General features: G+C 66.2%; 23 protein-coding genes. 7 read left to right on the forward strand and 16 right to left on the reverse strand.

All coding sequences use genetic code 11. From position 1 onward, the window contains the following. The first annotated feature begins 360 nt into the window (after positions 1-360). Positions 361-1,047: an H-NS histone family protein gene (locus AACH06_RS28155; RefSeq protein ID WP_341429139.1), complete on the forward strand. Its 687-nt coding sequence runs from the start codon at positions 361-363 to the stop codon at positions 1,045-1,047. Positions 1,048-1,211: 164 nt separating this feature from the next. On the opposite strand, the gene katG is transcribed toward AACH06_RS28155, so the two are convergent. The 10 genes from katG to AACH06_RS28205 all read right to left on the reverse strand — a co-directional run bounded on the left by katG (position 1,212) and on the right by AACH06_RS28205 (position 10,049). Further along, positions 1,212-3,410, reverse strand: a complete 2,199-nt coding sequence (gene katG, locus AACH06_RS28160; protein WP_341429140.1) for a catalase/peroxidase HPI — start codon at positions 3,408-3,410, stop codon at positions 1,212-1,214. 318 nt (positions 3,411-3,728) lie between these two features. Further along, positions 3,729-4,952 carry an MFS transporter gene (locus AACH06_RS28165; RefSeq protein WP_341429141.1) on the reverse strand — a complete coding sequence of 408 codons (1,224 nt, stop codon included), beginning with the start codon at positions 4,950-4,952 and terminating at the stop codon, positions 3,729-3,731. After that, a complete protein-coding gene (arsN2, locus tag AACH06_RS28170; protein ID WP_341429142.1) occupies positions 4,945-5,481 on the reverse strand; it encodes an arsenic resistance N-acetyltransferase ArsN2 in 537 nt (178 codons plus the stop codon). The genes AACH06_RS28165 and arsN2 overlap by 8 nt, the downstream gene beginning before the upstream one ends. Next, a complete protein-coding gene (locus tag AACH06_RS28175; protein WP_341429143.1) occupies positions 5,472-5,954 on the reverse strand; it encodes a MarR family winged helix-turn-helix transcriptional regulator in 483 nt (160 codons plus the stop codon). The genes arsN2 and AACH06_RS28175 overlap by 10 nt, the downstream gene beginning before the upstream one ends. 197 nt (positions 5,955-6,151) lie before the next feature. Then, entirely contained in the window at positions 6,152-6,871 is a 720-nt protein-coding gene (locus tag AACH06_RS28180) for an aquaporin (RefSeq protein WP_341429144.1), read from the reverse strand. An 8-nt stretch (positions 6,872-6,879) separates the two neighbouring features. Continuing rightward, positions 6,880-7,374 carry an arsenate reductase ArsC gene (locus tag AACH06_RS28185; protein ID WP_341429145.1) on the reverse strand — a complete coding sequence of 165 codons (495 nt, stop codon included), beginning with the start codon at positions 7,372-7,374 and terminating at the stop codon, positions 6,880-6,882. A gap of 45 nt (positions 7,375-7,419) precedes the next feature. Beyond that, positions 7,420-8,295, reverse strand: coding sequence for a sterol desaturase family protein (locus AACH06_RS28190; protein WP_341429146.1), 876 nt, complete (start codon positions 8,293-8,295; stop codon positions 7,420-7,422). A 4-nt stretch (positions 8,296-8,299) separates the two neighbouring features. Then, the gene (locus AACH06_RS28195; RefSeq protein WP_341429147.1) at positions 8,300-8,848 is read right to left on the reverse strand and encodes an ArsI/CadI family heavy metal resistance metalloenzyme; all 549 of its coding nucleotides are present in this window, start codon (positions 8,846-8,848) and stop codon (positions 8,300-8,302) included. A 12-nt stretch (positions 8,849-8,860) separates the two neighbouring features. Continuing rightward, on the reverse strand, positions 8,861-9,184 hold the full coding sequence (locus AACH06_RS28200; RefSeq protein ID WP_341429148.1) for an ArsR/SmtB family transcription factor: 324 nt from the start codon (positions 9,182-9,184) through the stop codon (positions 8,861-8,863). Between the two features lie 427 nt (positions 9,185-9,611). Next, complete coding sequence (locus tag AACH06_RS28205) at positions 9,612-10,049, reverse strand: PilZ domain-containing protein (RefSeq protein ID WP_341429149.1); 438 nt, start codon at positions 10,047-10,049, stop codon at positions 9,612-9,614. A gap of 252 nt (positions 10,050-10,301) precedes the next feature. Here AACH06_RS28205 and AACH06_RS28210 point away from each other — a divergent pair, with 252 nt between their 5' ends. Then, entirely contained in the window at positions 10,302-11,561 is a 1,260-nt protein-coding gene (locus tag AACH06_RS28210; RefSeq protein WP_341429150.1) for a glycerophosphodiester phosphodiesterase family protein, read from the forward strand. Between the two features lie 107 nt (positions 11,562-11,668). Continuing rightward, complete coding sequence (locus tag AACH06_RS28215) at positions 11,669-12,034, forward strand: TraR/DksA family transcriptional regulator (RefSeq protein WP_341429151.1); 366 nt, start codon at positions 11,669-11,671, stop codon at positions 12,032-12,034. Positions 12,035-12,088: 54 nt separating this feature from the next. Here the strand turns inward: AACH06_RS28215 and AACH06_RS28220 are convergent, their stop codons facing one another. Beyond that, on the reverse strand, positions 12,089-12,406 hold the full coding sequence (locus tag AACH06_RS28220) for an ElaB/YgaM/YqjD family protein (protein WP_341429152.1): 318 nt from the start codon (positions 12,404-12,406) through the stop codon (positions 12,089-12,091). A gap of 209 nt (positions 12,407-12,615) precedes the next feature. Here AACH06_RS28220 and AACH06_RS28225 point away from each other — a divergent pair, with 209 nt between their 5' ends. Further along, a complete protein-coding gene (locus AACH06_RS28225) occupies positions 12,616-15,174 on the forward strand; it encodes a cation-translocating P-type ATPase (protein ID WP_341429153.1) in 2,559 nt (852 codons plus the stop codon). 79 nt (positions 15,175-15,253) lie between these two features. Beyond that, entirely contained in the window at positions 15,254-16,378 is a 1,125-nt protein-coding gene (locus AACH06_RS28230; RefSeq protein WP_341429154.1) for a hypothetical protein, read from the forward strand. Positions 16,379-16,408: 30 nt separating this feature from the next. Here AACH06_RS28230 and AACH06_RS28235 read toward each other — a convergent pair whose 3' ends face one another. Beyond that, a complete protein-coding gene (locus AACH06_RS28235) occupies positions 16,409-16,921 on the reverse strand; it encodes a CBS domain-containing protein (RefSeq protein WP_341429155.1) in 513 nt (170 codons plus the stop codon). 214 nt (positions 16,922-17,135) lie between these two features. On the opposite strand from AACH06_RS28235, the gene AACH06_RS28240 reads away from it, so the two are divergent. Together AACH06_RS28240 and prs are read left to right on the forward strand one after the other, a co-directional pair. After that, positions 17,136-17,327: a YgaP family membrane protein gene (locus tag AACH06_RS28240; protein WP_341429156.1), complete on the forward strand. Its 192-nt coding sequence runs from the start codon at positions 17,136-17,138 to the stop codon at positions 17,325-17,327. Between the two features lie 42 nt (positions 17,328-17,369). Beyond that, the gene (gene prs / locus AACH06_RS28245; RefSeq protein ID WP_341429157.1) at positions 17,370-18,107 is read left to right on the forward strand and encodes a ribose-phosphate diphosphokinase; all 738 of its coding nucleotides are present in this window, start codon (positions 17,370-17,372) and stop codon (positions 18,105-18,107) included. Here the strand turns inward: prs and AACH06_RS28250 are convergent. From AACH06_RS28250 to AACH06_RS28265, 4 genes are all read right to left on the reverse strand, one after another. Next, positions 18,091-18,402, reverse strand: coding sequence for a hypothetical protein (locus tag AACH06_RS28250; RefSeq protein WP_341429158.1), 312 nt, complete (start codon positions 18,400-18,402; stop codon positions 18,091-18,093). The two genes, prs and AACH06_RS28250, sit on opposite strands and share 17 nt — an antisense overlap. Before the next feature lie 156 nt (positions 18,403-18,558). Then, positions 18,559-19,530 carry a hypothetical protein gene (locus tag AACH06_RS28255; protein WP_341429159.1) on the reverse strand — a complete coding sequence of 324 codons (972 nt, stop codon included), beginning with the start codon at positions 19,528-19,530 and terminating at the stop codon, positions 18,559-18,561. A gap of 186 nt (positions 19,531-19,716) precedes the next feature. Beyond that, positions 19,717-20,796 (reverse strand): hypothetical protein, encoded by a 1,080-nt coding sequence (locus AACH06_RS28260; RefSeq protein WP_341429160.1) that lies wholly within the window; start codon positions 20,794-20,796, stop codon positions 19,717-19,719. 230 nt (positions 20,797-21,026) lie between these two features. Further along, entirely contained in the window at positions 21,027-22,124 is a 1,098-nt protein-coding gene (locus AACH06_RS28265) for a DUF3466 family protein (protein WP_341429161.1), read from the reverse strand. Positions 22,125-22,209 lie beyond the last annotated feature (85 nt).

Here is a 22,209-nt window from a genome sequence, read left to right on the forward strand (position 1 = left end):
GCTGTACGCCTGGGCAAGGGTCGCAACGCCGCGGCGCGCCCTGCCAGGCACCGGCCCACAGGGTGGGCACCTGCGAGCGGCGCACTCGGCGTTGCCAATGCTCGCCGGGTGTCCAACCCGGCTGCGCTTGGCGCCTTGATTGCATCGCTGGCAGGTGACCACGAACTTCTGATTTCTCCGTTTCACTGGACTGGCGCAGAGCGGGCTTTCCATTGCGCAGCCGCCGTTCGATGATTTCAGGCTCTGTTGTCTCTTTTGTGCCATCAGCCGATGGGCCATGGGCAATTAATGTCCATGGAATGAGCAAGCGATGTTGTCGTTGAATAGACTCGCGCGGTCGCAACTGCTTGGAAGTACCTGATGGCTGATCGACTCGCGAACATTCGCAAACAAATTGCTGCGCTGGAAAAGCGGGCCATTGAATTGATGAAGGCCGAAAACAAGAAGGTCATTGATCGAATCAAGGCTTTGATCGAGAAACACCAACTCACGGCAGAAGATCTCGGCCTGGCCGGCACCAGCGCCGTCGCCAAGGCTGAAAAGACGCAACGATCGGCGCGCACGTCCGCCGCTGGCGTACCGAAGAAACGGTCGGTCACTCGCGCGGCGGGCAAGAAAGGCGCGGCGACAGTGGGTGTGCCGATGTACCGCGATCCCAAGTCCGGCAAGACCTGGACGGGTCGGGGCAAGCCGCCGAACTGGATCGCCAAGGCCAAGGACCGGTCGGCGTTTCTGATTTCGGCAAGTGGCAGCGCCAATGCGCCTGTGGCCGATGTGGCGGGCAAGGCTTTCGCGCGAGGCCCCGCGAAGAAGGCCGCGTTGGTCAAGAAGGGCCGCAAGCCGGGCCGCCCAGCCAAGAGCCAGCCCGTTGAAGCCCCGGTGGATGCGCCGCGCAAGACCCGCGCGCCGAAGAAGGCTGCAGCAACGGCGATGCCCGCGGCGCCCCAGGCCAAGGTGTCGCGCAAGCGCACGGCCAAGGCGCCCGTCAAGGTGGCGCCGCCGCCGCCGGCACCAGCGGTGAGCGAGACGCCCGCTGCGGCTGAGTAAGTCGACCTGAAACCCGCCAGGTCGGGGCGGGGCGGTGGTGTTTGAGCCGCGTGCCGACCCTCGACGAATGTCATGCAAGGCCGCCTTCGGTTGATCCCGAAGGCGGCCATTGTTTTGGGGCGGGCGCGCTCGCGGCGCCCAGGTCGTTGGGGGTGATGCCGGGTTCAGCGCAGGTCGAATCGGTCCAGGTTCATCACCTTGGTCCACGCGGTCACAAAGTCACGGACGAACTTGTCCGCGGCGTCATCGGCGGCATACACCTCCGCCAAGGCGCGCAGCTGCGAGTTGGATCCGAACACCAGGTCGACGACCGTGCCGGTCCAACGCAATTCGCCGGTCTGCCGATCGCGGCCTTCGAGAACGCCCACGGCATGGGGTGAGCGATGCCAGCGGGTGCGCATGTCGAGCAGGTTGACGAAGAAGTCGTTGCTGAGTGTCTCGGGGCGATCGGTGAACACGCCGTGGCGCGACCCGCCCACATTGGCGCCGAGCGTTCTCAGGCCGCCGATGAGCACCGTCATCTCCGGTGCGCTCAAGGTGAGCAATTGCGCCTTCTCCACCAGCCATTCGGCGGCCGCTTCCTCCAGGCCCCGTCGAGCGTAATTGCGGAACCCATCGGCTTGCGGCTCCAGCACGGCGAACGATTCGGCATCGGTTTGCTCGGGTGTGGCGTCGGTGCGGCCCGGCGCGAATGGCACGGTCAGATCGTGTCCTGCGCGGCGCGCTGCCGCTTCGACAGCGGCGTTGCCAGCCAGCACGATGAGGTCGGCCAATGAGATGCGGGTGCCGTCGGTCTGGGTGCTGTTGAACGCTTGGCGGATGCGTTCGAGCGCCGCGAGCGTGGGGCCCAGTTCCTCGGGCTTGTTGACGGCCCATTGCCGTTGAGGCGCCAGCCGGATGCGCGCGCCGTTCGCCCCTCCACGTTTGTCACTGCCGCGGAAGGTGGAGGCAGAGGCCCAGGCGGTCCGGACGAGTTGGCCGATCGACAGCCCGGACGCGAGGATCTGTGCCTTCAGGGCGGCCTGTCCAGCGTCGCTGACCAGGCGGTGATCCACTGGCGGCAACGGGTCCTGCCAGATCAGTTCTTCTGCCGGCACCCACTTGCCGAGATAGCGGGCGCGGGGGCCCATGTCGCGGTGAGTGAGCTTGAACCACGCACGGGCGAAGGCGTCGGCAAAGGCCTGCGGGTCTTGGTGGAACCGGCGCGAGATCTTTTCGTAGACGGGATCGAAGCGCAGCGACAGGTCGGCGGTCGTCATCATCGGCGGATGCTTTTTCGACGGGTCGTGCGCATCCGGGATCATGTGCTCGGGGCGCACATCCTTCGCCACCCATTGGTGCGCGCCGGCGGGGCTGCGCGTCAGCTCCCATTCGTAGCCAAAAAGCATGTCGAAGTACCCGCTGTCCCAGCGGGTCGGGTGGGGCTTCCAGGCGCCTTCGATGCCGCTGGTGGTGGTGTGAACCCCCTTGCCGCTGCCGAATGCGTTGATCCAGCCGAAGCCTTGCTCTTCGATCGCCGCGCCTTCGGGCTCCGCGCCCACCAACCGGGGGTCGCCTGCGCCGTGGGCCTTGCCGAAGGTGTGACCGCCCGCGACCAGGGCGACCGTCTCTTCGTCGTTCATCGCCATGCGGGCGAAGGTCTCACGCACGTCGCGCCCTGAAGCCACCGGGTCGGGATGGCCATTCGGGCCCTCCGGATTCACGTAGATCAGGCCCATCTGCACGGCGGCCAGGGGGTTGGCCAACTGACGATCGCCGCTGTAGCGGGCATCGCCCAGCCAGGTGTTCTCGGAGCCCCAATTGATGTCGGCTTCAGGTTCCCAGATGTCCACGCGGCCACCGCCGAAGCCGAATGTTTTGAAGCCCATGGACTCGAGTGCCACGTTGCCGGCGAGCACCAGCAGGTCGGCCCACGACAGATGATGGCCATACTTCTGCTTGATGGGCCACAGCAGCCGACGTGCCTTGTCGAGGTTGCCGTTGTCGGGCCAGCTGTTCAACGGGGCGAAGCGCTGGTTGCCCGTGCCCGCGCCGCCGCGGCCATCAATGGTGCGGTAGGTGCCCGCGGCGTGCCACGCCATGCGGATGAACAGCGGGCCATAGTGGCCCCAGTCGGCGGGCCACCAATCCTGCGAATCGGTCATCAACGCGTGGAGGTCTTTCACCACCGCGTCGAGATCGAGCTGGGCAAAGGCGTGGGCGTAGTCGAACGATTCGCCCATGGGGTTCGAACGCGGCGAATGCTGGTGCAGCACCCCGAGGTTCAATTGCTCGGGCCACCAATCTCGGTTGGTGCGTGCCTGGGGCCGAACGCCGGCACCGTGGGCGGCGCCTGAGAACGGGCACTTCGATTCGCTGGACATCTGCAACTCCTTGCTTCTCCTGTGGTGCAGGCAGTCTAGAAGTCAGGGCGTGGCACATCCATTGAGAATGCTTAATCGCCGCCATAGGCACGGTCATCGATGCAGATGTCAACAGGCCAGCTGGCCTGGGTTAGGGCGTGTTCACCCTTCGGGAACGGGCCGTCCAGGGCGCATGGCGGCGTTGCCCAACTTGCCCAGGCACCAGCCTGGGCGGCGTCGGGCGCCTTGCCCTGCATCCCTGGACAACCCGTTCGCACGGGGCTGCGTAGGGTGAACACGCCCTAGGCGCGAGCCCAGCCACGGCGCAAAGGGCTGTGCTCAGGCGGCTGCAAGGACCGCGCGCCGTCTCACCGTATACCCGAAGAGGGCTGCCGACACGGTGCCGGCCAGCGCCAGCAACAGCAGCAGGTCGCGGGGATCGGGCCACAGCCACAACGCCATAGCGGCCGCCAGCGGCCCTGCTGCCTTGGCCAGCAACACCGGCGTGGCCATCGCGCCGTTGACGGCGCCGTAGTGCTCGCGGCCATAGAGCTCGGCAGGAATCGCGCCGCGAACGATGGTCATCACACCGTTGCCGCAGCCGTAGAGCAACGCGAACAAGACGAGCGGCGCCCATTGAGCACCCGCCACGGCCAGCAGCACGAGGGACGCTGGCAAGAGCCACATCGCCAACACCCCGATGCGCGAAGGATGTACCTTGGACAGGAACACCAACTCAATCGATCGGCCGAGTACCTGCATGGGCCCGATCAAGGCGCCGACCCAGGCCGCATGCGATGCCGAGAGCCCCTGGGTCTGCAGCAACGACAGCAGGTGCACCGACATGGCCGAGAAGACCAGGGCATTCACCGTGAACGATGCGCACAGTCCGTAGAAGGCCGGGTCTCGCCAGATGCCGCGCAACCCTGAAGGCCGGGCCGGTTGGGGCGGCTTGGGGCTGTCATCGCGAGGCGGCGCCTGCCGAGAAGGCAACAGCATGGCGTGCACCGGTGCGTTGACCAGCAGGTTCAGACCGCCCAGCACCATCAGCGCCATCTGCCAGCCGTGGTGGTCGATCAGTGCTTGCGTCAGCGGCCAGAACACGGTGCTGGCGAAACCGCCGAAGAGTGTCAAGGTCGTGATCGCGCGCCGCTGATGCTCGCGAAAAAGTTGCCCCAGCACGGCGAAGGCGGGGTCGTACAAGGTGGCGGCCATGGCCACGCCAAGGCCCGCCCACACGAGGTAAAGCTGCGCGACGGAATGCACCCATGGCAGCGCGATCAGCAGCGCACCGCCCAGCACCGAACCGCCGGCCATGATCCAACGGCCACCGTGTCGATCGATCCACGCGCCCACCGGGGCGGATGCCACGCCGGCGGCCAGCAAGGCCACCGAAAAGGCGCCCACGGTGGTGGCGTTGCTGGCCTGTGTGGCCGAAGCCAAGGCGTGGATCACCAGCGAGAACGCGTAATACAGCGAACCCCAGGAGATGATCTGCGTGATGCCCAACGCCGCCACGATGAACCGGGGGCGGCCTGCAGCCCCGGACGCTGCTTCAACCACAGCCGAACGTTGGTGGATGCGGGATGGCGGGCTCCGGGTGCACGGCGGCGTTGGGTGTCGCTTGCACTTGCCCACCTGAAGAGTCCAGCGCCAGCCGCATGAAGGTGGCACTGGCCGGGCAGGCACCCTGGAACTCGGCAGACACCTGGAGTGCGTCGGGCACGGCATCGGCCCCGGCGACTTCGAAGCCGAAGCGGGTGAAGTACTGGGCGGCCGTGGTGGTGAGCAGCACCACCTGGCGGATCTGCCGCAGGCGCGCCTCATCGAGCAGCCTGGCGACCAGCGACTCACCGATGCCGGCACGCTGTTGGCCCGGTGCCACCGCCACCGATCGAAGCAGCGCCGCATGGCCATGGACTTCGATGCCGGCGACACCCACGATTTCATTGTTTCGCAGCGCGACGACAAAGCTCGACAGGTGCTCGCGGGCGCCTTGCAGCGGCAGGTGATGGGCCTGCAAGAGGGCGGCGATGGCGTGCCAGTCTGCGATGTCTGCCTGGCGAAGGGTGATGGCGTCGTTCAGCGACACGGTGAAGCTTCCTGGCGGTCAGTGATCGGTAGAGGGCCCCGGGCGTTCGGGTCTGAGCGAAGTTGCCTCAACAGCACGATCAGCGCCTGGCGGACTTGTTGACGGTCTCGATCGCTCAAGCCATCCAGCAGGTGCTCGGCATGCTGATCGAGCGAGGTGTTCAAGCTCTTGACGCGCCGCTTGCCGGCTGTCGTGAGGCTCACGATCCAGCTGCGAGCATCCGCTGGATTGGGCGCTTTGGACACCAGGTCGAGTGCGACCAGACTGTCGATGGCCCGGCTGATCCAGCTCTTTTCAAGCAGCAGGCGGCTGCCCAGCTCGCCCATCGCCATGGGCCCGGAGCGGGCCAGCTCCGTCAGGATGTGGCATTGGGTGCTGGTGGTCTGGCAGCAGTCGGCGACGGCGCGCTGCGCCCTCACATACAGGCGCGCCACTTCTCGCAGCAGTTCGCCGGCCATGGCGGATTCGCTCATGTTGTTGTCGATAGCAACTATGTAGGCTGACGATAGGCGCTCGGGAAGTGGTTGTCAACAGCAACTATCGGGTCGAAAAAAGGGGCCGTGAAGGCCCGTTGCCGGTGCACGGTACTCACCTCATGCGCACGTTACACGCACGTCACGCGCACCTCATCCGCACCTTGTCGGCGCCTCAGCCGTGGCTGATCAGAAGCTCAGGTGATTGCTCCGCCATCGTCGCGAGTGGCCTCGATGGTATGGGCGTGTCCGGTCGTTTGCGCCTGTTGTGGGCTGCGGCCCTCGAACCATTGGTGCAGCAGCAGGGCCGCGGCGGCACCGGCCAACTGGGCCGTCACGAAGCCGGGCACGCTGGCGGGTGCGATGCCGGCGAAGGTGTCGCTGAACATGCGGCCGAATGCCGCAGCCGGATTGGCGAAGGAGGTGGACGCGGTGAACCAGTAGGCCGCACCGATGTAGGCAGCCACCATGGCCGACACCCGCTGAGCGGGGGCACGCAAGATCACCAGCAAAAGGCCGCCCGTGGCCACGCCCTCGGCCAACCACTGGCCCGTGCCGCCCCGCAGCTTGGTGGACCATTGCCAGATCGGCAGCTCGAACATGGCGTGGGCGAGCCAGGCGCCCAGCATGGCCCCCAGCAGTTGGGCTGCGATGTACGGTGCCAGGCTGGCCCGGGGCAACTCGCCGCGCCAGGCCATCACCAGCGAGACCGCAGGGTTGAAATGCGCGCCACTGATCGGGCCGAAGACTTCGATCAGCACATAGAGGCCGCACACCGTGGCCCAGGTGTTGGCCAGCAAGGCGATAGCGACGTTGCCGCCGGAGAGCCGTTCGGCCATCACGCCCGAACCGATCACCACCGTGAGCAGCAAGGCGGTGCCGAGGCCTTCGGCGGCGAGTTTGCGGTGCATGTCCATGGCGTTGTTCAGCTCTGCGAGATTTGCACGAGGGCCTGTTGCAGGGCCTCGTCGCTCATCGAATCAATGGGCAGCGCGAGCAGTTGCTGCATGCGGTACCCGATGGCCTGGCGGGTGAGCTCGAAAGCGGTGCGTTTGCCTTCGTCTCCTCCCAGGGCGTTCGATGGATCCGGGTAGCCCCAGTGCACCTTCACCGGGCTGCCGGGCCAGTAAGGGCAGGTCTCGGCAGCGGCGCTGTCGCACACCGTGATCACGATGCGCATCACCGGTGCGCCGGGGGCGGTGAACTCGTCCCAGCTCTTGCTGCGATAGCCCTCGACATCGACGCCGGCCGATCGCAGGGCGTCCAGTGCGAAGGGGTTGAGCCGGCCGCTCGGGGCGCTGCCGGCGCTGAAGGCGCGCACGTCTTTGCCCTGTTGCATGGCCAGGTGGTTGAGCATGCCTTCGCTCAACACGCTGCGCGCGGAGTTGTGGGTGCACAGGATCAGGACATTCGTGGTCATGGCGAAACGAGCAGGGCTTGAAAGAGGTGGGCGGCTGGGCCGGTGTCAGGCGCGGCAGCAGGCGGGCGAGAAGAGGGCGCCCAACTGGCGCCAATAGGAACCGTGGGCGGGGTAGCCGCCACCTTGGCCGAACAACCCCACCTGGGCGGGCTGGGCATCGGCGGGGCGATAGGTGCCGAAAACCAGGTCCCAGAGCACCAAGGCGCTGCCAAAGTTGGAGTTGGCTTCGGCCGGCACGGTGGAGTGGTGCCAGCGGTGCAGCTCATTGGTGCTGAAGACGTGGTTTGCCCAGCCGTTGCGCGTGTCCGCATTCAAGTGCTGCAGCATGAGCACGGGCTGGGTGACCGCAAGGGCCGCCAACAGCACGTCGTGAGGGGCTCCCAGGGCCAGAAGCGGCAGCATCGCCACGCTGGTGTTGATCAGGTGATTCAGCGGGTGGAATCGGAAGTTGTTGAGCCAGTACAGGCGCCGGCTGCTGTGGTGCATGGCGTGCAGCCACCACAACGCTGGCACCGTGTGGTGTGCTCGGTGAGAGACATACTTCGCGAGCTCGATCCACAGCACCGCCGCGGCCACTTGCGCGACAAACGGACCGGTCCATCTCGACGCGGCGCCGGCAGCCACGCCGGGAGCCCAGGCCGACACCAGCATCGGCAGCAGCGCCTTGATGGCGGGATCTGCCGCTGCGATGAGCACCACGGCGCTGGAGGCATCGGTCGAGGTGTCGCCGTGGTCGGTCGACCACGCTGGGTTGAAGGGCCGGGCACGTTCGAGCGCCATGCCAACGCCCAGCACCACCACACTCCAGGCGGTGACCGCCAGCCCCAGCGGCCACCCCTGGGAGATGGCCACCGTGAACACGACCAGGCTGCCGCCGACCGCCAGCAGATAGATCTGGCGTGCGAGGAATCGGGCGAGCATGGCTTCAGCAGCAGGAAGAGCCGCCGCCACTCGCGGTGACGGGGATGCCGATCGGTTTGCCGCGCGGTTTGCAGCTGGCGGCGCCGGGTGCTGTCGTGGTTGCCGCCGGGCTGGGCGCGCAGCACGCGCTGGTGCCGGCGGTGGCCGCGGTGTGATTGCCAGCCATGGCCTGGCTGTTTTCGCTGAACACTGGAATGCTGTCGAGCGTGTGGAAGTGCTCCCAGGCGATGCCTTGCGGATCGGTCACCCAGTGCTTCTCGCTGCGTGCGTAGCAGCAGGTGGTTTCGCCTTCGTCGGCCAGTGGCACGTCGGCCGCCTGGGCCCGATGCTTCAGCTCGGCCAGTTCGTCGGCGTTGTCAGCCTGGATGCCCAGGTGATCGATGCCGGGTTTGCTGCCGCGGGTCGAGATCGCGAAGTTGACGCGGGGATCTTCGAGCATCCATTTGGCGTAGTCGCTCTCGATGCGGGTCGGTTCGGCCCCGAACAGGCGGGTGTAAAAGGAGATGCTGGCGGCCAGATCGTCGACGTGGGCGTGAACGTGGAATCGCTTCATGGAATGTCTCCGTCAGCAGCCGCAGGACGCGGCTGGCTCGACGACGCAGGCAGCGCCGCGGCAGCAGTTTTCGGTGAGGTAGGTGAGTACCGCGTTCATGTGATCGAAGGCGGCGCGGTAGATGATGTGCCGGCTGGCGCGTTCGGTCGTGACCAGTCCCGCGTTGGTCAGCTCCTTCAGGTGGAAGGAGAGCGTGTTCTGCGGAACCGCCAGCGCATCAGCCATGGTGCCGGGGGTGAGGCCCTCTGATCCGGCCACGATCAGGGCGCGGAACACCTGCAGGCGCACCGGTTGGGCCAGTGCGGCGAGGGCGCGGATGACATCCTTTTCTTCCATTATTCGATGATATTGGAAGTGTGCGGCGGATGCAAGCCTGTCGAGCTCGCTGAAGTCACACGGGGCGACCGCGGAGGTGAAGCAACGAAGCGAACCTCCACCGGCGCGGGCGGGCCGGTGGTCGCGCTGTCAGGATTCAGCGGCCCGTCGGGACGCCATCAAGGCCGCAGAAGCTGCTGCGACCTCAATGGCCCGAAAGGCGTAGAGGCGTAAAGGCGTCAGAGCCAGCCCCAGAGCCGGTACACCCAAACGGGCAGACGCTGGCGGGAGGGGCGGTAGGTTTGACGGAGTTGGCCGGTCATCATGCGCATACTGTACAGGCATACAGTATGGCGTGACAAGGCCCTCCTTGCCCTGGGGCGCCAGGGGCCTCGGAGACCCCCGGAGTCGTTTGGAGTCGTTCGAAGGCGTTGGGACAGGGGTGCCGTCAGCGTTCGATGACAAAGCGCTCCAGCGCTTGAGCGTCTTCGGGCGAGGCGTGCTGCACCTCCAGGTCGAGCTTGTAGCCACCGCTGCGCACCAACCGACGGGTGACCTTGGCCCGTATCCGGATGGGGTGCTCGGCCTCTTTCAGCGGCAGGGTGAAGGTCACGTCACAGCCGGAGCCTGCAGGCACGTTGTCGTGATCGAGGTGCAGTGACAGCCCGCGCAGGCCCACATCCACCATCTGCGCGGGCCAGGGCGGGCCCGAGGCCAGCGAGATGGCGGCCTCGGTGCGAAGGGGGCGTCTGGCCCCGGAACGCCGGTCGAGCTCGGCGGCGAACGACTGCGACGTGGCAGGCGCAATGGGCATGTAGTCCTCTCCTGTCGAGGCAACATCATCGCTGCCTTGGTGCGCCAGCGCGAGCGCAAACAGCACAGTCATGTCGTTGTTTTTAGCCAGCGCGGCGCGAGGTGGGGTGCGCTGGACGGGCACATCGGTCACGCCGCAGCCATTGGCGCGGCGCCAGGCACCTGGACGGTGCGTCGGTGGCTGGCAGACGACCATGCGGGTGAGCCGAAGGGCCCCACCCGGCTGGCCGCGGATGTGCCTTCGTCGTTCATCGCGCTGACACGCGGGCGGCCTACGCTGCCAGCACGCCCATACCAACACGCAAACACCAATACGAGGATCAACATGCGTATCCCATCCGCCATCCACCACGTCGGTCTGGCAAGCCTGCTGCTGGCCGCAGGGCCGGCTTGTGCCGGCACCGGGCACAGCGCCTATCCGGTGGCATCGGTTCAACTCGGGCCGCGCCCTTTCTTCCTGGTCAATGACATGCCCGATGGCAAGCTGCAACGGCAGCTTCAGTCGTGTGCGAAATCGTTCCAGCACTACCGCGTGAGCGAGTTCTCGATCGGTCACCGCGGCGCGCCGTTGCAGTTTCCAGAGCACACCCGCGAATCGTATGAGGCCGCTGCGCGCATGGGCGCCGGCATCATCGAGTGCGACGTGGCCTTCACGAAGGACAAGGAGCTGGTGTGCCGCCACGCTCAAAACGACCTGCACACGACGACGAACATCCTGGCCACGCCGCTGGCCAGCAAGTGCTCGACGCCATTTCAGCCGGCCGTGTACGACAACGCCGGCAATCTGGTCACGTCGGCCAAGGCCGAATGCCGAACCAGCGACATCACGCTGGCAGAGTTCAAGACCCTGCGCGGCAAGATGGATGCGTTCAACCCGCGTGGCAAGACCGTTGACGAGTACATGGCCGGAACGCCCACCTTCCGCACCGACCTGTACTCGGGGCCGACGAGCGGCACGCTGATGACCCATGCGGAAAGCATCCAGCTCTTCAAGAAGCTGGGGGTGAAGATGACCCCCGAGTTGAAGACGCCCGTGGTGCCCATGCCGTTCGACGGCTTCAGCCAGCAAGACTACGCGCAAAAGCTCATCGACGAGTACAAGGCCGCAGGCATCGGTGCGGGGCGTGTCTACGCCCAATCGTTCTTGAAAGATGATGTGCTGTACTGGATCTCGAAAGAGCCCGCGTTCGGCAAGCAGGCGGTGTACCTCGATGACGCCGGCACGCCCGCCGACCTGCCGACCTCCAGCGACCTGAAGGCCTTCAAGGCCCAGGGCATCAACATCTGGGCGCCGCCCACCTGGGCCTTGTTGGCTCTGGATGCGGGCAACAACATCGTCCCATCGCAGGCCGCGAAAGATGCCAAGGCTGCTGGGCTCGGACTGATCACCTGGTCACTCGAGCGCAGCGGCATCCTGGCCGATGGCAACAACGGGTCGTACTACCAGACCATCGATGCGGCCATTCACCGCGAAGGCGATGTGCTGCGGGTGATCGACGTGCTCGCGCAGGATGTGGGCGTGATGGGCATCTTCAGCGATTGGCCGGCCACGGTGTCGTTCTACGCCAACTGCAAGGGCCTGTAGCGCCCACGGTGCGCCCCTGCTGCACCGAAGGGATGGCCCTCATTGAGGGCGATCAATACCGGGCTTGGCAGGGGTGCGAACAATGAAGTGTCTGAAAGGGGAACATCGTGGACACCGTGAGCATCACCCAGAACGATCTGAATGCATTGCGCAGCCAACTGATCGAGCGCGGGCTGGCCCTGCGTGCCGACATGCAGGCGGCCACCGCCGCACGGCAGGCCCATGAGGCCGGCGGTGAAGTGGAAGATCTGAAGGACCAGGCCGCCGAATGGCTGGAAGCCGAGGTTCAGGATGCCGAGGTGCTGCGCGACATCCACGAACTCACGCTCATCGAGCAGGCGCTGCAGCGAATGGGCGATGGCACCTACGGCGAGTGCGCCGAATGCGGTGAGCCCATCTCCATGAAGAGGCTGCGCGCGCTGCCGGCAGCGCTGCGCTGCGCCACCTGCCAAGCCGCCGTCGAGCGGCGCTGATCGTCGGCGGCTGGTGGCCGAGCCCGTGGGTACGGCGACCCACGGGTGCCGTGATCAGCGGCGAGCGACCAAGAAGCCCACCAGCAGGCCCACAGCCGCTGCGACACCCATCGCGCCATAGGGGTGCTCGTGGACGGTGTGATGAGCGGCCCGGGCGGCGCGGCGCGCACGGTAGAACGCCGCGTCTTCGAGCTCGTCGAGCTGGCTGCGCATGCGGCGGACCTGGTCTGCAAATTGATCGCGAACGCTGTCCAGCGCCTCGTCGCCTGTTTCCGCCGCTGATGCAAGCACCCGGTCGGCTTCGTCGATCATGCGTCGCAGGTGTTGAGCCATCTGGTCGCGGGTGTCTGAGATGGTCGAAGCGGTGTTCATGCGAAGTCCTTTCGTGGTGACGGGCAGAGGGCATGCCCTTGTTGCCATCGTAGGCAGCGAGGGCACCGTGGCCTTGCGCCCGCGCAAACTAGGGCGTGTTCACACTACGCATCGGGGCTCCGTAGTGTGAACACGCCCTAAGGCGCCTCGATGCTGCCGCGATTGACGAAGCTCAAGACGCCCGGGGCTGCAGGGCATAGCCTGCCACCATGCAAACCACGGCGCCGCTCGACCCACCCGCAGGCCTCACCTCGGCCGAAGCCGAAGCCCGCCTGCTTCGCGATGGCCCCAATGCGCTGCCCCCGGCCGATCACAAGTCGATCCTGCGCTCGGTGTGGGAAGCGGCCGGACAGCCGATGGTGCTCTTGTTGCTCGCGTGCACCGTGCTGTATGCGTTGCTGGGAAGTCTTTTCGACAGCGCGGTGCTGTCGGTGTCGATCGTTGCGGTCACTGCCATTTCGGTCATCCAGGAGCGGCGCACGCAACGCGTGCTGGAGGCCCTGAAAGGCTTGGCCAGCCCGCGTTGTACCGTGGTGCGCGACGGGCGACTGCTGCGCATTGCCAGCCGAGACCTTGTGGTCGGTGACCGTCTGCTGGCGCAAGAGGGCGATCGACTCGCGTGCGACGCTCGGCTGGTCGAGGTGCATGCCTTGCGCATCGACGAGTCGCTGCTGACCGGGGAATCGGTGCCGATCGACAAGGCCGTGGCGGCGGATGCCGACATGCTTTACGCCGGAACGCTGGTGGTGCAGGGCGACGGCGTGGCGATCGTGACGGCCACGGGTGCCCGCACGGCGTTGGGAAAGATCGGCGGTTCCCTGGCCTCGGTGCAGCCGCGGGTGAGCCGCTTGCATCTGGAGCTCAAGCGCATGGTGCGGGCAGTGGCGATCCTCGCCCTGGTGACCTGCTTGATCGCGGCAACCCTTTTCGCGCTGCGAGAAGGCTCGTGGAGTGCCGGCTTGCTGGTGGGGCTGACGCTGGCCATGTCCATCGTTCCGGAAGAGTTTGCCGTCGTCTGGACGGTGATGCTCGCGCTGGGGGCGTGGAGGCTCGCGCAGCAGAAGGTTCTCACGAGGCAGCCCCAGGCCATCGAGGCACTCGGCTCCACCACCGTGCTGTGCGTGGACAAGACCGGGACATTGACCTGCAACCGGATGGCCGTGGCAGCGCTGTTCAACGGCACACAGGCCTGGCTCGCGGCCGAAGGCGCGACGGCGTCGGGCTTCGACCGCCTCTTGAGAGGAGCCGCGCTGGCGAGCGTCCGCGAGGGCCTCGAGCCGATGGATCAGGCGATCTTCCGGGCGGATGTGTCGGCGGTGGCGACGCCTGCGCCCGATGCTTTGCTGTACCGCAGCGTGTTGGCGCCGAGGCGGCCCTTCGTGGTGCAGGGCTGGCGTATGGCGGCTCACCCCAGCGACGCCCTCCCGGAGGCCCGGCAAGCGGCGGCCTCCGAAGCCACCGTCGCGATCAAGGGCGCACCCGAGGCGGTGCTGGCCCGGTGTGGCGATGGCGAGCTGCCCGCCGGGTGGCGTGAGCACTGGCTGGACCAGGCCCGGCGCTGGGGCGAGCAGGGTTTGCGGGTGATCGCCGTGGCGGTGCAAGAGCATCACCGAGTCGAGCCAGGGCAGGCCTGGCCGGAAACAGGCTTCGTGCCGCTCGGGCTGATCGGGTTTCTGGATCCGCTGCGCGACGATGTGCTGCCCGCGCTCGAAGACTGCCGTCGCGCGGGTCTGCGGGTCGTGATGATCACCGGCGACGGTCCAGCCACGGCGCTGGCCATTGCCCAGCAGGCCGGGCTTGCGCGTCCTGAAGCGACCGTGCGTTCGGACGTGCTGACCGGACTGGCGATGGACGGCATGAACGAAGCCGCGCTTGAGTTGGCGGTCCGCCATGTGGCGGTGTTTGCCCGTGTGGCGCCCGCGCAGAAGCTTCGCATCGTGCAAGCGCTGCAGCGGCGCGGTGAAGTGGTCGCGATGACGGGCGACGGGGTCAACGATGGCCCGGCGCTTCGGGCCGCCGACATCGGGGTGGCCATGGGCGAGCGGGGCACGGATGTGGCCCGTGAGGCCGCCAGCCTGGTGCTGCTGGACGACCGCTTCGGCTCGCTGGTCGAGGCGGTTCGGGCAGGCCGGCGAATCTTCGTGAATCTGCAGCACGCCCTGGGCTACCTGTTCGCAGTGCACGTGCCCATCGTCGGCCTGTCGCTCTTGCCGCTGTTCGGTGGCCCGGTGCTGCTGTTGCCCATCCACGTGGTGTTGCTGGAGCTCATCATCGACCCGGCCTGTTCCCTGGTTTTCGAGGCCGAGCCGTTGGCCGCCGATGGCATGCGGCGCCCGCCTCGGCCGGCCGACGCGCCGTTGTTCACCCTGCGCGCCGTGGTTCGCGCGATGATGGTCGGCATGGCCTCGTTGGCGAGCGTGGTGCTGGTGCACTGGATCGGGCGTCGCAACGGTGCACCCGATGACGTGTTGCGCCTCGCCGCGCTGTCCACCATCGTGGTGGGCAATGTGGCCATGCTGCAGTGGTTCCTGGGGGGATTGCGTCGCGCGGGCCGTCCGAATTCGGCGTTTCATGGGCTGGTGCTGGGCATCGGCGTCATGGTCCTGCTCATCACGCTGGTGCCTGCGTTGCGTGGCGCCATGGGCTTTCCAGTGATGCTGGACCCGGTGTGGGGGCTGTCGGTAGCCTTGCCGGCGATGGCCTGGGCAGGGTGGCGGTGGGCGAGGTTGCGTGTCCGCCCCCACGTGCCACGTATCAGCGACGCGTGAGCGGCCTCTGTAGGGCAGCCCACCGCGGTGCAACGCGCGGATTTACCCCAACAATCCATCATCAGGAGCAGTCAACACCATGAGCACCACCCGCACGAACACCACCGCCCGCCGTCTCGCCCATCTGTATCGCGCACGATGGGCGGCCCGCATGGCGACCGCCGCGTTGGCCTGCGGCATCGGCATGGTGGTGGCGCCCGGCGTGGTTCACGCCGCCAAGCCTTCGCCGGCTTCTGATCTGGGCAGCCTGCATGGCGCCGACGCGTACGGATCGGCGCGCGCCGTCAACCGGGCGGGGCGCGTGGTCGGCAACGCCTACGACACCGAAACCGGCTCGACGCGGCAGGCGCAATGGTGGCAGGGTACTGTGGTCGCCTGGGGCGATTGCTGCGGTTCGGGGCTGGGTGTGCCGGTGGCCATCAACCGCACCGGCGAGGTCGCAGGCTACAACGAGGGAGGCTTCGACACCTACCCGGTGTACTGGAGCGCATCGGGCGTGGCGGTGGAGTTGCCCGGCCTGCCCGGGGGCAACACCCGCGGGGCTGCCCACGACATCAACGACGCCGGCTACGTGGCCGGCTACACGCGAGATGCCAATGGGCAAAGCCGGCACGCCGTGTTGTGGCGCGGCGGGGTGCTCGAAGTCGACCTGGGTTTCATGGGGCAGGCCGGGCCCGGGTATGCGAACCAGAGCATGGCCTATGGCTTGAACAACCAGAACGTCGTGGTGGGCACGGCGCTCATTGGCAATGACTACCATGCCTTCTCATGGCAAGACGGCGTTTTCACCGACCTGGGCCTGGGAGTAGCCCGCGAGGTGACAGACGATGGGCTGACCATCGCGGGCACCGCCCCGGGCGGCATGCCAGTGGTGTGGCGCGGTGGTGTGCGCAGCTACCTGCCGGCCTTGGGTGGCGGGGCGATCGCCTACGGACACACCTTGTCTGCCATGAACAACAAGGGGCAGGCCGTGGGGTTTGCGCCTGCGGTCAAGGCGCCCTACCTGGACACGGCCGTGCTGTGGCGCGGTGGCAAGGCGATCGATCTGGGCCGGTATCCCGGCGGCACGGTAAGCCGGGCCTACGGCATCAGCGATCAGGGCGTGGTGGTGGGCGAGGGCAACCTCGTGCCCAACGGTCCGATGCACGCCTTGCGCTGGACGCTGCGAGCCGGCGGTGTCGCCCAGGTGGAACTGCAGGACTGACGGCGTCCGCCAGCCCGGCCTCTGAATATTTCAGGCCTGCCAGCCTGCGGTGCCGTGGGGTCGAAAGATTGGGCGACGCTGCACCGGCGGCGGGGCCGGCCGCTGCTCGCTTTCGCGGGCAATGCCGGCACGCAGCGCGCCACTGAGCGTGGCGAGCTGGCCGGCCAGCGCTTCGAACACGTCATCGCTCGATATGACGCCCGCGAGCTGCTCTTCGCCCTCGATGACCAGCAGGCGACGGACGCCCGCGCGCTGCATGGCCATGACCGCGTCGCCGATCGAGCCGTTGGCCGCCACCGCGGCGATCTGTCGGCTGGCCAATTGGCCCACCCGCACGCTGCCGACGTCGAGGCCCTGGGCAATCACCTCGATCGCCAGATCGCGGTCGGTGACGATGCCCACCACATGCGGGTCGGTGGCCTCGTCGGCCGTGACCACGAGTGCACCCACGTGATGCGAGCGCATCAGCAGGGCCGCCTCTTGCAATGAGGCATTCTGGTCGATGGTGATGACGTGCTTGCTGCAGATGTCGGCGATGGTCATCGTGAATCTCCTGAAGTTCGAGTGGTGGGGGGCTGTCTTCACAGGCTATCCCGCTGTCTGGGTTGTCGCTTGAGCCGCGTCAATCACTGATCAGCCGGCGCGGGGCGCGTGGCGCGGTCCCGCAGGCACTGGCGCCCTGGCTTGATCTGCGTCAGGCCCGTGCGGTGCCGTTCGCGTCCCAATGTGTCCTGTTGTCATTCACCAGGAGCCGAGCATGAACCGCAATGAAGGAACCTTGGACCGAGCCGCGCGCGGCATCGCAGGCGTTGCACTCATCGGCCTCGCTGCCACCGGTGTCATCGGGGTGTGGGGCTGGATCGGCGTGGTGCCCTTGCTGACCGCCGCCGTCGGCTGGTGCCCGCTCTACACCGTTTTGGGCATCAACACCTGCGGCATCCAACGGTAAGCCCGCCGCACATTGCCGCGCGTGGGCATGACAGGAGACGGCGTGCCCGCACCCGTGGTGCTGGGCCTTGGGGGTTCGGCGCTCGCTGCGGGTACGCTGGCGGCGGCCATCGGCGCCGAAACGGTGGCCGTGGAATCGCGTCGCTTCCCGGATGGCGAGCTTTACCTTCGGGTGAGCCAGCCGGTCGACCAGCGAGAGGCGATCATCGTGGCGCAGGTCCAGCAGCCCGACGAGCAACTGATCGGCCTCGTGTTCCTGGCTGATGCGCTGCGCGATCTGGGGGCCCGGCGCATTGGCCTGGTCCTGCCTTATCTGCCGTACATGCGGCAGGACGCCCGCTTCCGGCCCGGCGAGGCGATCACCTCGCGATCGTGCGGGCGGCTGTTGAGCGGTTGCGCCGATTGGCTGGTGACGGTCGACCCCCACCTTCACCGTTATGCGTCTCTCGACGCGGTGTACTCCATGCGCACCGAGGTGGTGGCCAGCGCCGAGGCGATCGCGAAGTGGATCGAGCGCGAGGTGGATCGACCCCTGATCATCGGGCCCGACGAAGAGAGCGAGCAATGGGTGGCGCGGGTCGCCGAGTTGGCCGCCTGCCCGTGGCGCGTGATGCGAAAGCAGCGCCATGGTGACCGCGACGTCGACGTCCATGCCGACGCTTGGCGGCCCGATGCGAGCCTGCGCGGCCGTACCCCCGTTCTGCTGGACGACATCGTCTACGGTGGCCACACGATGCTTTCAGCTGGCTGGCCGAGGGCCCGTTTCAAGCGAAGTCGTTGACGGTGCGCCAACGCGACCAGATCGTTCGCAATTCGGCGGGAGTGACGGACAGCCAGTGCTGCCATTCAGTTTCCAGGGCATGAGCCTGGCTCAACAGTTGCATCACGGCATGCCGTAGCGTCAACGCGGCGTCCTGTTCGAGAGGGGTATTGGTCGGAAACGACTCCGCGATCACGGCGGCCACGCTTCGCTCTATACCAAACAGCCTCCGGAATCTGTGCTCCGGCACAAAGGGGCCGTGCGCCACTGCGATCAGCGCTTCCTTGAAGACTTGAGCATCGGGGCAATGTCGCATGAGCAGGTCGATCGATGGTTGTCAGCGCATAGGCGCCGTGGTCCCGACAGACGAGTTTCTCGTCATCGCCAGCCTGTGAGATGCGCCGTGTCGCGCGACTGGCAAGACCGCTGAAGCGAGGGGCCGGGACATGTCGGCACGGATGCGTGCGAGTGTTCACGCCCTCAACTGGTCCCAGGTGGTGCCGAACGGCCACTTGATACTTTCGATACCTCGACGCATCGAGCCGTTCAGCATGGCGAGTTTGTACGGTTCCACGTTGGCCGTGACGAGCGTCGGATCCAGAACGGCCGAGACGCGGCCGTCCTTGGACTGGCGATAGGGGAAGGCGATCTTGAGTCGCAGAGGTGATGTGCCGTAGCTGTGCACTACCACCATGATCGCGTCACAGCGACCCTGTTCCAGGCAAGCCATGCCGTCGTAGCTGAGCACTTGCCACATCGCGTTGCGCGGATTCTCTTTCACCAATTGGGCGCCACGTTGAAGCGCCGCACCACCATCGCCCTTCGTCGTCAAATGGAGGAAGGTGGAGGGGGAGTGGGAAGTCATCAGCGTGGGCGAGATCCGGCCGCCTTCGGCCGCGAACATCATCTGCCACGAGGCCATGCGCCCGACGGCGTTCATGGCCGTCCTCCAGGCGGCCGGCCCGTCGCGATTCAGCCTGGCCACCAGACTGTCGATGAATTCGCGGGTGCCGTGCTGTTGGCCGATACCGAGCACCCGCCGCTCCACCCACCCAAGCGGCATGAACAGAACCCGATGGTCCGCTGCAAAGGCGACCAAGCGGGTGAAGGACATATCAGGCAGAGATGTACCGAGTGGCAGCAGTGCCGCCGCGTCGTCACGGGTGTGCCATTCGATCGTCGCACCGGTGCGACGCTGCACAACTTCTATCAGATAGAAGGCGAGCAATGCGCAGAGGTTGCGCCCTGGCGTCGTCTCCCTGACGGCCTGCGCCGCGGGCCGGACCTCTCGCCGCAGCGCTTGGAGGAAGAGTTCGAGTCGTTCCAGGCTGTCGTCGGTGAGGTCGAGCTGGGCCTGGCGCAACGCTTTGGCAAACGCCCATCCACCTTCAATCTCTTCACCGCGTGCGTAGGCGTTCAGATACTCGTGAGCAAGTTCTCTCATGGACTAGGTTGTCACGGCACCGAGGCGACGACGCGTGGACGCGGCGGTCGATTCGGCGCTGTCTCTCCGGCACACATCGATCCAAAGCGGCTGCAGGCCGCGCTTGGCGAGACTGCTGCCGCCACGCATCAGGAGCCAGAATGGATCAAGGGGCGAGGGAGGCGCCAGGCCTCCAGGCCTCCAGGCTCAAGGCATCGGCTTGAGGAGAACGACGGTGGAAAGCGTGTCACCGGCCCGCAAGGCGTCGGCCAGGATCCAACCCCGATCATTGATCGCGACAGCACGGGTGACCGTCCAGAGGAGTTGATCCTCAGGGCTCAGCAAGTCCTGAATCCTATGCACAACGCTGCCGTCGAACAAGAACGGGATGACGCTGTAGTCCGGGAGGTGGTACTCCCCGACCACGTGGCCACTCTCGTTGATCGACTCTGGAAAGGACATGACGGTGTCTTGTGGTGTCGGCAAGGCCTTCATCTGACCATCGGCAAAGATGAACGCGTGCTCATAGCCATTGGCCTTGTCGGCGAAACCGGTGATCTGGCCGCGGTCATTGATGGCCCTGGCCACGGAGTTCTTTCCGCCCAAGGTGCCCAAGTCGGCAATCTTGCCCTTCCTGAAAACGAACGCATGGTGGGTGCTGCCGTGGACATCCGCGGTGCCCACGGCGACGCCGTGGCTGTTTACTCCGTAGGCGGTGCTGGACTTGCCACCCAGCGTGCCAATCTCTTGCATGACGCCCCGGTGCCAAACGTAGCCACGAAGTCGTCCGTCGAGTGCGCCGAGCGCCTGTCCCGCAATGTGTCCGGCATCGCTCGCGCCATAGGCAAAGGCGTCGCTGAGCATGCCACCCGAGTCGCCTTCGACAAAGCCGGAGATGTAGAAGTCCTCGCCTTTGGCTGGGTCGACGAAAACTAAGTGCGGGAACCCCGTGGAGTCGTTGCCGGCAAGGCTGCCTCGGTCATTGATGATCCGCACGTCGCGCGAGCCGTATCGGCCGCTAAAGCTGCCTACCACCTTGAGCAATTCGCCGGTCGAGGAATAGAGATCTGTTCGCATGTCCGGGGTCCCGCACTGGCGGCTCCACAGCAACGACTCGCCGTGGTTGTTCATCGTGATCGCCGTGTCATACCACCAACAACCAAGGTCGAAGTACGGCGCCGCAATGACTTCGGGGCGGTAGGTGGGCGCAGAGAGGGCCGCGCCGGAGATGACGAGCAGCAGGGCGTGCAGCAAATGGCGCGCCCAGCGAAAACTGAAGGAATACATCTGGATCTCCTCAAGTGCTGGTGCAGTGTTCGACGCTGTGCGGAGCACAAGCCCGCGCCTTTGGCCGCCTGACGCCGTTGCAAATCCTCGCGATGCACCGGGTATCGCTGTGGATTGCGCCTCGCCAGACAGCCCAGGCCATCGGCTTTCTCATGTCCCGACTTACGTCAAACACTGATAGCGACCAATGCTGCAAGGCGGGTTGGGAAACGCGAAAGCGCGTGTGGTGGCTAGTTCTGGCCGTCGGAACCCGTGTTGGCCTCTTGTGTTGAAGGAGTCAAGAGGACGGGAACGTACTGAGGCGAGCCCTGAGCGGTGGCGAAGCTGGCCCTGGCCAGGATCTGCTCCTTGTCGTTGACGGCCGTGGCCTGCTCCAGTTTCAAGCGTTTGCCCTGGTACTCGCAGGGGGCGACCAACAGGCTGGACAACTTTCTGGGGTGGAGTTTGGGTCCTTTCCAGACGACCGCGATGCTCGAAAGCTTGGTGTCTGATACGGCTTCGCCCACCACGGTGCCAGCGCGGTTGATGCCCTTGGCCCGGCTGACCTTGTAGCCGGGCAGGGCGCCCAACTCTCGAATGTTGCCGTCAGTCCAGGTGACTGCGCGAGGCGAGGTGGAGTCGACGCCACTCGATCCCACGATGACGTCGTAGTCGTTGACCGCTTCGGCCAGCGTGACCTTGGCGCCGGTCAGGGAAGGCAGCGTATGCATCGTGCCGTCAAGGTCCCACCAGACCGCTTGGGACTGGTGCGAGTTGGTGTCATAGATGTCGCCAACGATGGTCCCCGAACCATTGATGTCTCTGGCCGAACTGGAGGCCGCATTGCCGCTGTTCAGCAGGGCGGGACCACCGTTGCGCCATATGGTCGCAACTTTGGGCTCGCCGTTGCCCCGGCGGCTTGTTCCGACGATGATGCCCATGCCATCGACGGCACTGGCTTCGGCGCTGGACTGGAAGGCCGGCAGCGGCAATACAGTGGCTCGGGAGTCCTTCCAATGCAGCGGCAGCGACAGGCCCTGGGTGCCGTCGTAGCTGAAGCCAACAACATCGCCCACGTCGTTGATGTCGAGCGCCCTGGCCGAACTGCCCGGGACGGGGTTGGGCAGTGTGGCCGTTTCACCGGTCTCCTTCCAGGTTACGGCGTCAGCGTCTCCTACGCCCACGAACTGGCCGTTCACGTCGAGGCTGTAGGCGACAGCAAAGCTCGGCGACGGATGAGGGAGTTCGGCAACCTGGCAGGTATAGCGGTCGGCTGCTGCTGCGGTTGCCGACATCGCGCCCACTGCGGCGGCCACCGCCATTGAAGCGGCAGATCGACTCCATTGCATCGTTTGAGAGTCTCCGTTGATTGGGTTTCTGGTCGACGGCGATTGCACTGGCTTCCAGCCGCTAACGCCGTAAAGGCATGGTATG

The sequence above is a fragment of the Ideonella lacteola genome, from assembly GCF_038066555.1.
GTDB lineage: Bacteria > Pseudomonadota > Gammaproteobacteria > Burkholderiales > Burkholderiaceae_C > Ideonella > Ideonella lacteola.

Excerpts from the sequence above, each read along its gene's own strand:
- AACH06_RS28155 (WP_341429139.1), top strand. The coding sequence starts at position 361 with ATGGCTGATCGACTCGCGAACATTCGCAAACAAATTGCTGCGCTGGAA.
- katG (WP_341429140.1), bottom strand. The coding sequence starts at position 3,410 with ATGTCCAGCGAATCGAAGTGCCCGTTCTCAGGCGCCGCCCACGGTGCC.
- AACH06_RS28175 (WP_341429143.1), bottom strand. The coding sequence starts at position 5,954 with ATGAGCGAATCCGCCATGGCCGGCGAACTGCTGCGAGAAGTGGCGCGC.
- AACH06_RS28180 (WP_341429144.1), bottom strand. The coding sequence starts at position 6,871 with ATGGACATGCACCGCAAACTCGCCGCCGAAGGCCTCGGCACCGCCTTG.
- AACH06_RS28185 (WP_341429145.1), bottom strand. The coding sequence starts at position 7,374 with ATGACCACGAATGTCCTGATCCTGTGCACCCACAACTCCGCGCGCAGC.
- AACH06_RS28190 (WP_341429146.1), bottom strand. The coding sequence starts at position 8,295 with ATGCTCGCCCGATTCCTCGCACGCCAGATCTATCTGCTGGCGGTCGGC.
- AACH06_RS28195 (WP_341429147.1), bottom strand. The coding sequence starts at position 8,848 with ATGAAGCGATTCCACGTTCACGCCCACGTCGACGATCTGGCCGCCAGC.
- AACH06_RS28200 (WP_341429148.1), bottom strand. The coding sequence starts at position 9,184 with ATGGAAGAAAAGGATGTCATCCGCGCCCTCGCCGCACTGGCCCAACCG.
- AACH06_RS28205 (WP_341429149.1), bottom strand. The coding sequence starts at position 10,049 with ATGACTGTGCTGTTTGCGCTCGCGCTGGCGCACCAAGGCAGCGATGAT.
- AACH06_RS28210 (WP_341429150.1), top strand. The coding sequence starts at position 10,302 with ATGCGTATCCCATCCGCCATCCACCACGTCGGTCTGGCAAGCCTGCTG.
- AACH06_RS28220 (WP_341429152.1), bottom strand. The coding sequence starts at position 12,406 with ATGAACACCGCTTCGACCATCTCAGACACCCGCGACCAGATGGCTCAA.
- AACH06_RS28225 (WP_341429153.1), top strand. The coding sequence starts at position 12,616 with ATGCAAACCACGGCGCCGCTCGACCCACCCGCAGGCCTCACCTCGGCC.
- AACH06_RS28230 (WP_341429154.1), top strand. The coding sequence starts at position 15,254 with ATGAGCACCACCCGCACGAACACCACCGCCCGCCGTCTCGCCCATCTG.
- AACH06_RS28235 (WP_341429155.1), bottom strand. The coding sequence starts at position 16,921 with ATGACCATCGCCGACATCTGCAGCAAGCACGTCATCACCATCGACCAG.
- AACH06_RS28240 (WP_341429156.1), top strand. The coding sequence starts at position 17,136 with ATGAACCGCAATGAAGGAACCTTGGACCGAGCCGCGCGCGGCATCGCA.
- AACH06_RS28250 (WP_341429158.1), bottom strand. The coding sequence starts at position 18,402 with ATGCGACATTGCCCCGATGCTCAAGTCTTCAAGGAAGCGCTGATCGCA.
- AACH06_RS28255 (WP_341429159.1), bottom strand. The coding sequence starts at position 19,530 with ATGAGAGAACTTGCTCACGAGTATCTGAACGCCTACGCACGCGGTGAA.
- AACH06_RS28260 (WP_341429160.1), bottom strand. The coding sequence starts at position 20,796 with ATGTATTCCTTCAGTTTTCGCTGGGCGCGCCATTTGCTGCACGCCCTG.
- AACH06_RS28265 (WP_341429161.1), bottom strand. The coding sequence starts at position 22,124 with ATGCAATGGAGTCGATCTGCCGCTTCAATGGCGGTGGCCGCCGCAGTG.